This window comes from Enterococcus sp. E4-223 (genome assembly GCF_035727065.1).
GTDB classification, from domain to species: domain Bacteria; phylum Bacillota; class Bacilli; order Lactobacillales; family Enterococcaceae; genus Enterococcus_B; species Enterococcus_B faecium.
Window position 1 is genome coordinate 54,644 of record NZ_JAPMLH010000006.1, and the last position, 15,842, is coordinate 70,485.

The 15,842-nt window shown below is 39.5% G+C and carries 11 protein-coding genes; 9 read left to right on the forward strand and 2 right to left on the reverse strand.

What is annotated here, in order from left to right:
• From OS139_RS09340 to OS139_RS09380, 9 genes are all read left to right on the forward strand, one after another.
• Complete coding sequence (locus tag OS139_RS09340) at positions 1-519, forward strand: phosphatase PAP2 family protein (protein ID WP_002286782.1); 519 nt, start codon at positions 1-3, stop codon at positions 517-519.
• 297 nt (positions 520-816) lie between these two features.
• The gene (locus OS139_RS09345; protein ID WP_325066885.1) at positions 817-5,325 is read left to right on the forward strand and encodes a SpaA isopeptide-forming pilin-related protein; all 4,509 of its coding nucleotides are present in this window, start codon (positions 817-819) and stop codon (positions 5,323-5,325) included.
• Positions 5,325-6,638, forward strand: coding sequence for a pilin N-terminal domain-containing protein (locus OS139_RS09350; RefSeq protein WP_002331659.1), 1,314 nt, complete (start codon positions 5,325-5,327; stop codon positions 6,636-6,638). Before OS139_RS09345 ends, OS139_RS09350 begins: the two co-directional genes overlap by 1 nt.
• Positions 6,631-8,328: a SpaH/EbpB family LPXTG-anchored major pilin gene (locus OS139_RS09355; protein ID WP_002331658.1), complete on the forward strand. Its 1,698-nt coding sequence runs from the start codon at positions 6,631-6,633 to the stop codon at positions 8,326-8,328. Before OS139_RS09350 ends, OS139_RS09355 begins: the two co-directional genes overlap by 8 nt.
• Positions 8,329-8,401: 73 nt before the next feature.
• A complete protein-coding gene (locus OS139_RS09360; protein WP_002331657.1) occupies positions 8,402-9,295 on the forward strand; it encodes a class C sortase in 894 nt (297 codons plus the stop codon).
• 182 nt (positions 9,296-9,477) lie between these two features.
• The gene (gene sapR, locus OS139_RS09365; protein ID WP_002291233.1) at positions 9,478-10,152 is read left to right on the forward strand and encodes a two-component system response regulator SapR; all 675 of its coding nucleotides are present in this window, start codon (positions 9,478-9,480) and stop codon (positions 10,150-10,152) included.
• A gap of 17 nt (positions 10,153-10,169) precedes the next feature.
• Positions 10,170-11,195 (forward strand): two-component system sensor histidine kinase SapS, encoded by a 1,026-nt coding sequence (gene sapS / locus OS139_RS09370; RefSeq protein ID WP_002286770.1) that lies wholly within the window; start codon positions 10,170-10,172, stop codon positions 11,193-11,195.
• 88 nt (positions 11,196-11,283) lie between these two features.
• Positions 11,284-12,150 (forward strand): GRP family sugar transporter, encoded by an 867-nt coding sequence (locus OS139_RS09375; protein WP_002286769.1) that lies wholly within the window; start codon positions 11,284-11,286, stop codon positions 12,148-12,150.
• A gap of 36 nt (positions 12,151-12,186) precedes the next feature.
• On the forward strand, positions 12,187-13,563 hold the full coding sequence (locus OS139_RS09380) for an amino acid permease (RefSeq protein ID WP_002286768.1): 1,377 nt from the start codon (positions 12,187-12,189) through the stop codon (positions 13,561-13,563).
• Positions 13,564-13,663: 100 nt separating this feature from the next.
• Here the strand turns inward: OS139_RS09380 and OS139_RS09385 are convergent, their stop codons facing one another.
• Together OS139_RS09385 and OS139_RS09390 are read right to left on the reverse strand one after the other, a co-directional pair.
• Positions 13,664-14,860 (reverse strand): toxic anion resistance protein, encoded by a 1,197-nt coding sequence (locus OS139_RS09385; protein ID WP_002286766.1) that lies wholly within the window; start codon positions 14,858-14,860, stop codon positions 13,664-13,666.
• 123 nt (positions 14,861-14,983) lie between these two features.
• Positions 14,984-15,646: a 5-bromo-4-chloroindolyl phosphate hydrolysis family protein gene (locus OS139_RS09390; RefSeq protein ID WP_002286764.1), complete on the reverse strand. Its 663-nt coding sequence runs from the start codon at positions 15,644-15,646 to the stop codon at positions 14,984-14,986.
• Positions 15,647-15,842: the final 196 nt, after the last annotated feature.

Genomic DNA, 15,842 nt, shown 5'->3' on the forward strand with positions numbered 1-15,842 from the left:
ATGTTGCGTTTGATTGCTAAAATCGATGATAGTATTATCAACAAGTTCGCCAAGCAACGGAAAACGGATAGTCGAAAAATCAATTTTTTGAAATTTATCAGTAATATCTCTAATGGTGGTTTTATTTGGTTGCTCCTTGCTGCTGTTTTAGTCTTGATACCTGATACTAGAGAATATGGTCTAGCCATTCTTATCGGCAGTTTGATCTATTTTTTTGTTGGTTTGCTTTTTATCAAAAAAACGACAAGACGGAAAAGACCTTATGAAAAAAATCGTCGGCTTGTCCTTTACACAAGTAAACCGAAGACTTCTTCTTTTCCTTCAGGACATACAGCGCTAGCCTTTTTATCAGTAGCTGCGTTGTTCGAATTAAGTCCAGTTGCAGGAATATTAGCCTTTTTATTTGCTTGTTTGATCGCTTATTCGAGGATTTTTTTACTTTTACATTATCCTACTGACATTTTAGGAGGAGCTATTTTAGGAAGTGTTATTGGCATCCTATGCGCTGCCGTTATCTGAATTAATTGTACGAATAAAGCATGAGTGCGTAAATGCGCATTTGTGCTTTATTTTTTTGTTTCGAGGAAAGCGTAGTTGTTTATTCATTTGTCTTAATAACTTAAGTTTTGTTAAATGAGAACGTTATAAAATTTTATAATTTAATTTTAATAATAAACGTTGTATAATTGGTGTTTTTTAACTAAAAAGGATATTTTTTGATTTAAAATTAAAATTAAATTAAATTATAATTAGATGGGCATTGTTTTGTTGATTGTTGTGAAAGAAGACAAATATTTTTGAAAGGAGTATAAGGATGTGAAAGGGTTAAAATTGAAGCTTTTGCAGTTAGTAACTGTCAGTTTGCTATTTGGACCATATTTCCAGTCAGTCTATCATATGACGACACTGGATGTAGCTGCTGAGTCAACAGAAACAAAGGAGGATGAGGTATTCTTAGATGAGGACTATGCAAAAATTGAAGGGAAGTATATTGAAAAAGAAGAAACCCTTGAATGGCATCTGGCTTTTGAAAAAAAGGAAAGTGCCAATGAAGGTAGAATACGTTTAGCAATCGATGCGGCAGCCGCCGGGATTGGTACCGTAAAAAACGTTCGTGGAACAGGTCTATCCTCCTATGATGAAGATGGAGAAGACCTAAAAGTCGAGACAATCGATGGTCAAGAATGGTATGTCGGAAAAGTTTATTCAAAAGAAGCAGAAACCGGCACATTGATTTTTGAAACAGAAAAGATCCCCGATGTGAACGAAGGGGAACTACCTCTTCAAGTGGTGGTTGATGAAAGAATAGATAACCAAGAATTACAAGAAAATGAAACTGATACAGAAGATTCCGCTGAAATTCAACGTAGCGAAGAAAATGAGATGGAAAAGCTGGACGAACCAATCGTACCCAGCGGTCAAGCACTCCAGCGCATTCAACGCCAGTTATTCAACGGTATTTTGGAGCGTCTTGGGCCAACAGCTACGCAAGACCCCTATGAATATATCTATCCTAGCGGAGAAGTTGAAAACGAACAGCATCGCTACCCGAAATTTACAACGAATGACTATACAAAAGTGTTAGGAAATTGGACACAAAGCAATGAACGCTATCAAGGAGACAAAGGCTCGCCATATGACGGAGAGAACTTAATCGATGATAGTGATTATACAAACGGGGGAGCGAACTGGCGAAATTACGACTATGCTACTAATAATGGATCAACTGCAGGCGAAGAAGATAGAAACGTTCCAGCTCAAACCGTTCAGCTTTGGGGAAATGAACGGAATTTTGAAAACAGTTACTTGGATTATAACGGGGCGTACATCAAAAAATGGGTAGAACCTGTTCTGCCAAGCAGCACAGCATCTGATCTACATCCTGAAGATGCAACAACCCTTTACAATGTCTATCTAGATGTCATCGGGAGCGAGAAAAAGGAAATCAGTCCAATCGATATCGTTTTTGTTCTAGATAAGTCAGCGAGTATGAGTGAATTAACTGTTGGGACCAATAGTCAAACTAAAAATGCTGCGTTGATTGAGGCAGTAAACGAAATGAGTAAAGATCTGCTCTCTGACCCGAGTCTGGATATTCGAATCGGTATGGTGAATTTTTACCATAATAGTACAGCTATCAATAACCATGAGCAAATCAGTTCGGACATCTTTCCATTGACAAATGATATCAATCGTTTGACGGGAAGTGAGAATACAGCATTAAATCGTACACCAATCGGAGGAACTCCGCTTACACTAGGGCTTAAAAATGGCTATGAAACATTGTATAAAGACAATGGCGGAGAAAATAGAAATCCAGAAAAAATCCTGATCGTTGTGGGAGATGGGACACCGACCTTCAGTTATGCACCGATTCAGTCAAGTTATCGTACGAACACTAATGGAGCTTGGAGCAACTGGACTGTGATGGAAGATAAGATTGCTGAAGATAATGGCGTTTTGTTCAGAAATTTTGAGGAGTTTTCTGGGAATACTTCTAATGCAGGGTTTACTCATCCAGTTACCTATGCATCTGACTTTAACCGTCCAGAAGATGAAGTAAATGTACACTATCGTTATGGAGAGGTAAAAGAAGGAGATAATAAAGCGACTCACTGGGTTGGTGATGGTTCTTCTAATAACAATACGAATGGCAGTCCTACTTCGCAAGAAAAGTCATCTGCGATCAACACAGTTGCTTATCATCATTGGCTGAAAAACAAGTATCAAGAGAACCCGCCAAGTATCTTCTCCATTGGTTTAGGAATCGATGGAAACGTTAGCGGGAGACAACGACTAGATGCTATTGGACGAAATGTATTGAAAAATATTGCTGATTTAGAAGAAGATGGCGTAACACCGCGATATTACAATGCGAACAACAAGAATGACATTGTTACAGCCTTGGAGGATATCTCTTCTACCTTCAAGAGAACGATCCAGCAAGCCACACTTTATGATGAAACTGGTTTTAATGTCTCACCATTTAGAGCTGGCAGATCGGCAGATATTCAGTTTTACCATCTAGATCCAGGAGAAAACGGCATGAAGTACCAAGAGCCAGAAATATGGGATGAAGAACGTCATGGACAAGCCCCACCAGAAGTAGTGGCGACTCCGACAACGTATGTCGGACGGGAAAACCAAGCTTATAAATTTTCTCCGATTTCTTTAGGTGAAGGGGAAATGGTCAGGATCAAGTACCAAGTAAAACTTGATGCGGGAGCTCAAGACGGAAATTTTTACACAGTGAACAATATGGCCTATATTCAGAACCTGGAGGATTATGAGAATGATATCACTACTGGACGGATGTATTTCCCATCTCCTTCCATTCGTTACGAACATAAAGGCCGTAATTTCCAAGTCAGCAAGAAGGGTCAAAATGGAGAGCCGTTGGCTGGAGTCGAATTTGCATTATATGACCAAAATCCAGAGAGTGGGGAAGCCGAACCAATCGAAACAAGTAAAACGACCACGGACGGAATAGCGATCTTTGAAACGAAGATGCCGATTTTAGGAGATGAAACTGGAGCAGTCAGCGACATATTTTGGATCAGAGAGATCGCTGGACCACCACGTTATCAGTTAGTAGATGAGACATATCAATTCCAAATCAAAAAATATGCAGCCAACGAAGATGAGATGTTAGGTCACTACGAGCTTGTAGATGAATATACATCTGGTTCGAGAGTCGGCGGACCGGAAGGTAAAGATCCGAATTCCTATTATGAAGGAGAATATCACAAGCTTTCTGTTGTACAAGAGCCCAACATAGAAGGCACAGAGTATGATGAGTTGTATGTCAAACTGGAAATGCGAAATGAATTCAAGCCAATCCACATGAATATCAATAAACTAATTGAAGGAAGTAATATGCCAATCAATGGCGCAGAGTTTGAACTTTATGAAACAGATGGTAACGGACTGGAAATCGGATATCCAGTAGCGAAAGGGCTTTCTGGTGTGAACGAAGTGGAGGAAGAGAAAGGGAGGCTCACGTTCTATTCAGTAGATGAAGACGGGAAATATGTAATCGTGGATGGTGAGAAAGTTATTCATCCAATCGGAGAGCCAGATTCATTTGTTTATAAGGATAGTGAAGAAACTACTAACTATGCAGAATACAAAATCATTGAGAGCCAGAACCCAGAAGGTTTCAAAGAACCTGACGAAAATGACACATGGATCTTGCGAATTTACGATAATGGTATAGGGACTATCCAGCTCAAGCAAACAGGTGAAGAAAATTGGCAATATCTCACGTATACAACAGATGAAGAGGATCGTTTATGGGTAGCATTCACTGCTTACAATACGTTTGATTATCGGGAGATCCGAGTGAGAAAATTAGACCATGAAGGCCATACATTAGATGGTGCAGGTTTCGATATCAGGAAAGTGGGGGATTCTTCCTTCCCGCTGTATCGAGCATACACTGGTAATCCGTTAGAACCAGAAGAATCGAAACGTTTGCCTGGGATCGGATACTTCTATTCTCGTGCCGTAGGAGTAGAAAAGTATGTCGATTTAAATTACGACCAACCCCTGCATCTGTCTATCGGTGAATATGAGGTCTCGGAATCTGTCGCACCAAATGGGTATCGGCTATCTGATCAAGTGTTCCAGTTTGCACTGAATGAAGAAGGTAAGTTTATCATTGAAGATACGGTCATCGAAGACGAAACTGCTCCCTTGCCGGAAGGCTATGAAATCATCGATGGTGTACTACAAGTAACCTTAGAAGATGAACTAACGCCAATCGATTTGGAACTTTTGAAAATTGACAGTATGAATAGCCGACGTCTCGAAGGCGCAGAATTTTCAATTGAGAAACAAAATAGTGCAGGAGAGTATGAAATCATCGAGGGAGGCTTGGCACCAGATCCAAACGATTCTTCCCTATTCAATGCTTCAGACTTGTTGGAAGGGGTCTATCGGATCAAGGAAGTGAAGTCACCTGACAGCTATAGAAAACTTCCAGGTTACTTTATTTTAGAAATTAGTTATCGAGAAGAACCTGACATAGAAAATGATCGGGTAGTTCCAGGAAAAGAAGCGGGTACACTAAAAGTTGAGATTTCGTATTATCCAAACGAAGAAGCAGAGACGCCTGATCTACAGCAAGAGTTAGAATATGAACTTTTGGAGACAAATCGAATCAGATTACAGCTTAGTGTCGGGAACGATCCTGAAAATCCGTTGCCTGCTACAGGAGGATCCGGACGATTATTCTATATCCTGCTTGCTGCATTCTTCATGGCGCTTGCAGGAGCAGCCTATGGTTTGTTTGTCAGACAATCTAAAAAGGAGGGAGCAAGGTAATGAAAAAGCTGTTGTGTTTGATGCTTCAATTACTTGTTTTACTACCGCTTGCAGCAGTCCTTCTTCCACAGGCGATGTCGGCAGAAGAATCAGGGGAAGATGTCGTGGAATTCGTGTTGCATAAACGGATGATTCGAGATATCGATTATAACGATCAATTTGAATACCATGAAAATGATGGCTTGGCTATCTCTGAGGAAGCAGGGGAAACAGCAGATATCATTTCACAGACGGTGCCACTAAATGGAGCGACATTTGCCATTTACGACATGACCGATTATTATCATGAAAAAAAAGCTGCTGAAAACATGACTCCTAAAGAATTCGTCCAGCAAATCGCTGAAACGAACAGAAACAATATCCGTCAGCTAATCACAGAAGAAAGGCTTGTCCAAATAGGGACTTCGGTAACAACTGGGAAAGATACGGTTGGCGGATTAGGAGACGGGATTGCACGTATCAAAGCACCTAAGAAAAACCAAGATCGGGATGCAGTTTATTTGATTTTCGAAGAATCGATTGATCCAGAAGTTGGATTGGATGTTGATATCGATCAGACAGCTATCCCAATTGCTGCTATTTTGCCAATTTATCACCCGACAGAATCAACCGAGGAACTGCAAGAGATTCATATCTATCCTAAAAATGTCGGTTATCTAAGAGATCCATACTTCTTCAAGTATGGACGTCAAAGAGGAACAACTGAAAAAGGAAAACCATTAGAAGGTGCTGTTTTTGCTCTATATCAGATGATAGAAGGGGAGAAATATTATTTAGATATGGCTCCTGCTAATGACTTGAAAAATCAATGGATCAAACCAGCAGACAATGATCCTTTGAATGACAAAAATGTAAGCAAATTCATTTCGGATAAAGAGGGCCTTGTTACGACAGGACAACGTTTCTTGCCTTCTGGCACCTATTATTTTGAAGAATTAAAAGGTGTGGAAGGTTACGAGATGGATGAAGCAAGTAAGAGAATCGAGGTCATCATCCCTGAATTTTGGGTGGATGCAAAAGGCCAACCACAATATGTAGTAGTTAACGGACAGGAGATGGCTGAATTAGAATCCGGGAAAGTTCCAGTCTCTGCCTATGAATCCGCAACACCACGTGTTTATAACGAGACCGTAAAAGAAACAACGGACAACCCGAAAGAGCCGAGTGGTCCAAGCAATCCAGGTCAATCAGGAAAATGGTCCGTATTCCCGCAAACGAATGAAGCAAGAACGTTGATTTCTTTACTAGGAATTCTTTTATTGTTAGGTGCTGTTTTATTAATAAAAAAAGAACGGGGAGAAAAAAATGAATAAAAAAATGATTGTCACGGGAATGAGTGTACTGTTACTCGTTACTGCGGGAATAGGGATTTTCGGGAACGGAAAACTAGTCCAAGCCGAAGAAGTCGCACAAAAACCAAGTGAAGTGACGATTACATTACACAAAAAAGGTTTCTCATCTGTTCCGGAAGAACGACCGAATAGCGGATTGGTTTCTACGGATTTTGGTGAAGAAAATATTCCAGGAGTCGATTTTGATTTGTTTGACGTAACGGAAGTATATTACGATTTGATTCGAGATAATCCTTTAACTCCGGAACGAGAAGACGGTCTTAATTCTGCCGAAGCGATTGAATGGATTCAAAAACGGCACACAGAAAGTTGGTTTTTAAAATATCGACTGACAAGTATTGACAAACAAACAACGAATGAAGCTGGAGAAGCGGTATTTTCTACCGTCCAAGTGACGGAAGAAGCACCTTCTTCTAGAGATAAAGTCTATCTTTTCTTAGAAACTTATTCGCCAGCTCATATTTCCAGAATCGCGTCTCCAATGGTTGTTATGATGCCAGTGATGATGCCTGATATGGTGGATGGTGTGTGGGATGGTTCTACATGGAAAGACACATACAATACAGATGTGCATTTGTATCCGAAAAACGAAATCAGAGAAGCAGATAAACAGATGAATGTAGAGGAAAGCGACCTTAGACAAGTAACGATTATTAATGAAGCTGGAGAACAAGAAACGATTTCTTATATTGATCTAGAAAGAGGAAAAACGGCTTCTTACACGATCACAGCACCTATTCCTTATTTCATCGATTCTGTCCTTGAAAACGGAAGCGCTGTTATCAAAAATTACAAAATCACAGATACGCCTACAGTTGGTCTAACTTATTATGATCAGGAAATAGAAGTGCGAGCCGGCGAGACGATTTTAACAAAAGGACAAGATTATATAGTAGAAGTAGTAAACAACGGGTTTGTCGTGACGATTTTGACAGAAGAAAATGGAGTAGCCAAAGTAGATACTTTAGGTAGATTAGCAGATGCACGTGGAGGAGATTTAACGATCACGTATAATTTGAAGGTTTCCACAGAACTAGAAGCGGATGATTTCCATAACAACACAGCGGTTATTGAAATCGGACGAAATGATGAATTTGATTATGAAGAAGGAGTAGAGCCGCCAGAGAAAGTCACAACAGGTGGAAGAAAGTTTGAAAAATATGATGCATCAAGCAGTGAATTGCTTAAAGATGCAAGATTCGAATTGTGGAATGAAGACCGTTCTGAATACGCAATATTTTATAAAGGGGAGTCGTCTTTAGCTGTTTATGAATCAGGAGCAGATAGAATTGAGTGGGCAACAAGCGGACAAGCAACAGAATTTGTCGCAGATGGAAATGGATACTTTGAGGTTCAAGGGTTAGATTATGGAACCTATCAAATGAAAGAGACCATGGCGCCAGAAGGTTATGTACTTCCAACAGGTGAGGCAGCCTTTACTGAATTTATCATCTCTTATGGAAGCTATAATGAAGAAATTCAGATCGTAGGAGTAGAAAATCCAGGGCCAGAAAGAGTACCGAATATGAAACGCGGGTCACTTCCTGCTACTGGTGGGAACGGGCTCTTGGCATTCTTACTAATCGGAATAAGTTTGATGATTGGAGCGTACAGCTGGTACCGTAAATCTAAAATGAAGTCTGAAGTATAAGCAACAAAAATAAGCTGCAGCAATCGGTTTTATAAAGGTTGCTGCAGTTTTTTTAAATAAGAAGGTGAAGAAAATGAAAAAGAAAACAGGTAATAGACCTCAAGCCCAAATCAGTCTTTTATTACAATTATTTATGGCAGTGATGTTTCTTGCCGGAGCTGCAGTTTTTACATATCCATTTTTAGCAGATGCTCTCAGCAATTATTTGGATCAAAGAAGGATCGAGAATTATCAAAAGCAGCTTGAACGCGATAAAGAAGAAAAACATGAGCAACAATTAGCAGTGCATGAAAAGAAAAATCAGACGCTTGCTCATACATCAGTAATCCCAGGAATGGGACAAGTCAAAGATCCTTTTGAGCAAGCGGTTAGAAATGTCCAAAATCCAGGAAAAGAATATTACGAACAACATATGATCGGAGCCATCTATATTCCGAAAATCAATGTTAGCTTGCCTTTATTTGATGAAACGAATGATCTTTTGTTAGATAGAGGAGCGACAGTCCTGCAAGGCACCTCTTTTCCAACTGGAGGAGAGAGTACACATTCCGTGATTACCGCCCATAGCGGTATTGCTGAGAAAAAACTCTTTACGGATCTTGAAGAAATGGAGCAAGATGACCGATTCTATCTTGAAGTGTATGGTCGGATGCTCGCTTATGAAGTCGTTGAGAAAATTGTTGTCCTTCCAACAAAAACAAATACATTAGCAATCAGAGAAAAGCAGGATCTAGTCACACTTATCACTTGTACACCTTACACCGTGAACACTCACCGATTACTAGTGACAGGAAGGCGAGTTCCCTTTACAGAAGAAGTCTCTTCAAAGATAGAACAGACAAAAAAATACCATCTTTATCGATTACTTATACTCCTTCTAGGTATATTGCTAGTGCTAACGCTTTTCGGTTATTGGTGTTATCGAAAATTTAAAAGACAAAAACAACTAAGGAAAAATAACAGATAATAGACCAATTATTAAGAATAACATAATAAATTTAAGCTGCTTGGAAGAGACAAACGCGATTAAATCGCATATTTCCAGTTTTTTTAACGTTTGCTAAAATGACATTTTCCAGGTAAGCCAACTTGTTTCACAAGGGCTTCTTTGATATTGTAGTAGCAAGATGAAAGATGGAGGGATTTTTTATGGCAAAAATCATGGTAGTCGAAGACGAAGAGATCATTCGACAATTGATCATGGAGGAACTTGAGAAATGGCAATTTGAAACCTTTGGAACGACCGATTTCAATCAAGTGTTCTCAGACTTTGAAAGAGAAGAACCACAGCTTGTATTACTAGATATTAATCTTCCCGTTTTGGATGGCTATTATTGGTGTCAAAAAATACGTGAAGTATCGAAAGTACCGATCATTTTTATCTCCAGCAGGAATACGAATATGGATATGATCATGGCTATGAACATGGGGGCAGATGATTTTGTGACAAAACCTTTCCAAATCGATGTACTGATTGCAAAAATCAATGCATTACTTCGCCGTTCTTACAACTACACAGAATTATCTAGTGAAATGATGAGCCACAATGGCATTACGTTGAATGTTGACAACGGAAGTATGGAAATCAACGGAGAGATCATTGATTTGAGCAAAAATGAATATCGTCTATTATTTATTTTGATGAAGCACAATGGAAAGATCTTAAGTCGGGAAAAATTGCTGCGAGCACTGTGGGATGACGAACGATTTGTAGATGACAATACATTGACAGTCAACATAAATCGGTTACGCCGAAAAATCGAACAGGCAGGTATCCAAGGATATATCGAAACAAAAGTAGGACAGGGATATATCGTTCCCTGAAAGGATGAGCGGTTAAGATGAATTTTTTTAAATATTTGAAAGATCAGTGGACATTGATCTTGGGATGGCTGTTTTTTATTGCATTGACGATCTTTGTGATGTGGCTGGCGCCAAACATCAAAGTGGATTTGAGCACAATTGCTTATTTAGCTTTGATTGAGGGCGTCTTTCTGATTTTTTATCTGCTGGGTGGTTACTTGAGCAAGAGAAGATGGTGGGGAAAATTAGCCGACATACAAAAAACTTCCCCTTTGCAAAACTATTTGAGCGGTGGACGAACAGAAGAAGAAAAACTTGTGGAAGAATATATCAATCAGCTGATCCGTGAACACCAAGAAGTAATGCAATCAGCAATCAGTAATCAACAAGACCAAAAAGATTATATTGACTCATGGGTCCATGAAATCAAAGTGCCACTTTCCGCTTCTAAATTGCTAGTTCGTTCGATCGAGTTCGATATTGACGATCAAAAGTATACATTACTAGAAAATGAATTATCAAAAATCGATGAATACGTAGAACAAGTTTTGTATTATGCAAGACTCGACAGTTTCTCGCGGGACTACCTCATCCAAGAATATGGACTAAAAGGAATCATTCAGCCTGTGATACGCAGTCAGGCAAATTATTTTATCCAAAAAAATATTCGCTACGAGATTGTTGGTGAGGATCATACTGTTTTGACCGATGCTAAATGGATCGCTTTTATCTTCAACCAATTGCTTAGTAATGCCATCAAATATACGCCGGATCACGGAAACATCATTGTGAGCATAGAAAAGGAAGCACAAGGAGTCAGCCTTTCAGTTAAAGATTCAGGGATCGGTATCCCAGCGGAAGACTTGAAACGGATCTTTGATAAGGGATTTACTGGGAGAAATGGTCGACTTAGCAAAACACATTCAACAGGATTAGGACTTTATTTAGCAAAAAATCTGGCCGAAAAATTAGGTATCCATTTGACGGCTGAATCAACTGAAGGAAAAGGGACAACAATGACTTTATTTTTCCCAATCTTAAATTTTTATAATGAAAAACGTTAGAAAATCGTTAGAAACGAAAAAAAGTGCTTGTGTTGTTAACGTTTTCGCTGATAAGTTTCTTATCATGTGAAATAAAAGGAGATTGGTTATGGAAATTTTAATAGCATTAGTCCCTATGTTGGCATGGGGTAGTATTGGTTTAGTAAGTGGTAAAATTGGTGGCGATGCCAATCAACAAACACTAGGAATGACGATCGGTGCATTTCTGTTTTCTTTAGTTGTCTTTTTCGTTGTTAGTCCTGTAATCACCCCTTGGATTTTCTTGATCGGATTTTTATCCGGCTTAGCTTGGAGTGTTGGACAAAATGGACAGTTCCATGGAATGAAGTACATGGGTGTTTCTGTAGGGTTACCATTGTCTACTGGTTTTCAATTAATTTTGAATACGATTGCGGGAGCCGTTTTCTTCCATGAATGGACACAAACGAAAGATTATGTATACGGTATTATTGCTTTAGCTCTTCTTGTAAGCGGTGCGTATTTGACTGCCCGACAAGATGACGAAGGAAAAATAGATACAGATAATAAAATGCTTGATTTTGGTAAGGGTTTTAGAGCATTGATCTTCTCTACGATTGGTTATGGTGTATATACCATCATCGTCAACTGGGCGAATTTGGATGCGATGTCAATTATCTTACCTCAAAGTATCGGAATGATCTTAGGCGCAAGCTTCTTTGCTTTCCGTAAAGTTAAAGTCGATCAGTTTGTGTGGAAAAACATGATCTGTGGATTATTATGGGGCTTAGGAAACATCTGCATGCTTCTAACAGTCAAATCACTTGGTTTAGCTGTTGGCTTCTCACTTTCACAAATGGGGATCATTATCTCTACTTTAGGTGGGATTTTCATCCTTGGCGAAAGAAAAACGAAAAAAGAGCTCATTTATGTTATTGTTGGTTGCCTTTTAGTCATTTTAGGTGGTATCCTTTTAGGGTATATGAAAACAGTTTAATCGCTGTTTTCCAACCTAAAATGGGGAGGAACTTCAATGGATTTGTTTCGTAAGAAAGAGATCAATCTCAATCATACGAGTGAGATGAAAAAAGAACTAAAAACGTCTGATTTGATCATGCTTGGAATTGGTGCGATCATCGGTACGGGAATATTTGTGGTGACAGGGGTTGCGGCCAATCAAAATGCTGGTCCAGCACTGTCACTTTCATTTGTCTTAGCTGCAATCGTTGTCATTTTGTCTGGACTAAGTTTCGCAGAATTTGCTTCGCGAGTGCCAGTGATTGGTGGGCCATATGCCTATCTGTATGTTGTATTTGGTGAATTTGCTGCCTGGCTGACAGGGTGGTTGTTGATCGGGGAATTTTTACTAGCAGTTTCCTCTGTTGCTTCCGGATGGTCTGGCTATATGCAAGGTTTTTTGAAAAGTTTAGGGGCCGAACTTCCACAAGCATTAACTGGCGGGTACAATCCGGAAAATGGTACATACATTGACTTGATTGCGGTGCTCGTAGTGATATTCGTCACTTACATCGTGTCGCTTGAAGCCAAGAAAGCATTACGTTTGAATAATGCCATGGTATATGTCAAATTTGGTATCATCGCGTTGTTTATCATTGTAGGAATATTTTTCGTTAAACCTGATAACTGGCAGCCATTCATGCCTTTTGGTTTTTCCGGTGTGCTAGATGGTGCAGCTCTTGTGTTTTTTGCTTTCTTGGGATTTGATGCCGTTGCAATGGCAGCCGAGGAAGTCAAAAACCCGCAAAAAGATGTGCCAAGAGGAATCATTGGTTCGATACTGATTGCTACTGTCCTTTACATCATCGTGACGCTGATCTTGACAGGAATCGTTCCGTATACTGAACTAGGAGTCAATGACCCAGTGGCTTTTGCAATGAGGTATGTAGGACATGGAACAGTGGGCGCGGTGATCGCTGTAGGGGCAATTTTAACGCTACTGACGGTAACGATCTCGATGATGTATTCACTTGCTCGTTTACTGTTTGCTGTCAGCAAGGATGGCTTACTTCCTAAGTTTATGACAGAAATCGATCAAAAGCATCGTACACCGAAAAAAGCGACTTATGCCGCTGGTGTGGCAGCTGTATTCTTTGCCGGATTTTTCCCATTGAATGTATTAGCGGAACTAACGAATATCATGGCGCTCGCCTATTTGATGCTTGTTAGTCTAGGCTTACTGAAGTTGAGAAAAATGTTTGGCAAACCAAAAGCTGGAGAATTCAAAGTGCCATTCGTTCCGCTATTGCCAATCGTCTCCATCTTGACTTGTATTGTATTGATGCTTCGTCTGCAAACTGTGACATGGATCGTGTTCGGTATCGTAATGGTTATTGGACTGATCATTTATTTTGGCTATGGCTATGGACACAGCAAGATGAATGAGAAATAGACTCCAATGGAGAAGTTAGAAGAAAGATAAGAAAAACGCCCATCAACAGTTGTAATAAACTGTTGTTGGGCGTTTGTTTTAGTAACAAGCGAAAGGTGATCTATTGGGTTAAATCCAACAGTTTTTGTTTCAGATCTTCTTCCATGTGTCCAAGCTCTACTTCTGCATGACGACGTTTTTCTTTTCCTTCTTTTTGGATACGCAATGTCTCTTGGATTGTTTCGATCAAATCATTTTGAGTGGTTTGAAGGGTCTCGATATCCACGATTCCACGTTCATTTTCTTTCGCTGTTTCGATGGCTGAGATTTTCAGCATTTCTGAATTTTTCTTCAATAAGTCGTTTGTTGTTTCAGAGACTTGGCGTTGAGCAGTTACTGCATCTTTTTGACGAAGCAAGGTCAATGCGATCACGACTTGGTTTTTCCACAGCGGAATGGCTGTAGCGATAGATGCTTGGATCTTTTCAGCCAAGGCCTGATTTGTGTTTTGGATCAAACGGATTTGTGGTGCTTGCTGGATCGTGATCTGTCTAGCTAAGCGAAGATCATGCGTACGTTTATCTAGACGATCTAGGAATTGCGTGTAATCATTGGCAATCTGAACATCCATCTGATCGCCAGTTTCTTCTGCTCTTTTCATCGCTTCTGGAATGATCGTTGTTTGAAGTTCTTCCATTTTCAATTCTCCAGCAGCGATATAAATATTCAGTGCATCAAAGTAGTCTTTGTTTTTCTGGTAAAGCTGTTCTAACATCAGATTATCTTTTAGCAGACCGTCTTTTTCTTTATCTAATTTCACTGAAATCTTGTCAATTTGTGCACCAATCTTTTGATATTTTGCTGTCACTTCATAGATCGATTGTTTGACCTTCCCGAAGACACGCTGGAAGATGTTCCCTTCTCCGGCACGCAGTTCGTCAGGATTGGCTTCTTGGAGACGATACATCAGTTCAGTTAAGGAATCTCCTACAGGACCAATATCTTGTGCTTGCACATGATTCAACATCGATTGTGAGAATTCACTTAATTTTGCTTGGGCAGCCGATCCGTAGCTGATGACAGACTGTGCATCATTAGCATCGATTTTTGCTGCTAGCTGTTTAGCTTGTTCTTGGCGTTCCGCCGGTAGTTTGTCAATTAAACGAGCAGCTGTCTGTTGCTCTTGGAGCTGATCAATCTCCGCTTGTTGTGAAGTGGTCAGCGTATCTGTTGGAGTTGAAAACGGGTTGTTCAATAAATCTTCAAGTGTATCGTTAACTGGTGTAACATCTTTTGTTTCAGTCGGTTTATGATCCATAAAAAATTCCTCCTTGTTGAATCTGTTCTCGATTCTTACATGAATGTCTCTACTTTAGAAAAAGTACTCGAAACAGCCAGACATCATCTGAATGTTCCGAGTCTTCTTTTATGAACAAAAGAGTTAATCCTTTTGTTCTGGTTCATATTTATTATCACGCTTTAAGCTCTGTTTCGCAACAGATATCTCTACGTCGATATCATCTAGATCCTCAGCAACGAATTTTTGATAATCTTGTGCGATTAAAGCTGACAGCTGGTCGATGATCTGCGCGCTTTCTTCTAGTTTTTCATAGGTCTGTTTGTTTTTGATCTCATGGTCATTGATCTCATTATACTTATTTGTCAAATCAACTAGATTCGGCAGATGCGTATAAAGAAACTGACTTGCTTCATGCAGTCGGTTTGGTTCTTTCACCAATTCTTTGAATAAAGCTTTTGCTGCTTTGACTGGATCATGGCGGAGATCGATTGCTTTAAGTTTGGCTGTCTGCTGCATATTCATTTGCAATTGATTGATCTCATTTTTTGTTTGATTCATTGTTTGCCGAAAAAATGAAATTTCATTCGCTGTCATACCGCTTTTTTCATAGTGAGTTTCAAGTTCGTCAGTCAGTGCAGGAATTTCTTCTTGTTTTCCCTTTTTCCTGCGCGAACCAAAGAGTCCCCACAAAACTAAAACTACACCTATCAATAAAAGTCCTAGAACAAAAGAAAAACTATTGTTTCGGACAAAGAGAAATAGCAAGACCAATGCTAGAAGCCACGGCCAATTTCGTTTTATCATAATAAACCCTCCATGTCATTTATCGTTGAGTATTGAATTCTTTTCGTTATTCGATTACATACTTATTTTAGCATACGGACTACTAGAAAGAGTATCGGACTAAAGAAGGATTTTCTATATTTAGAGAAAATCTAAGGTTTATCTATGGTAAACTAATAAGGAGTTTTTGAGAAAAATTGAAAAATGAAAAAAAAGC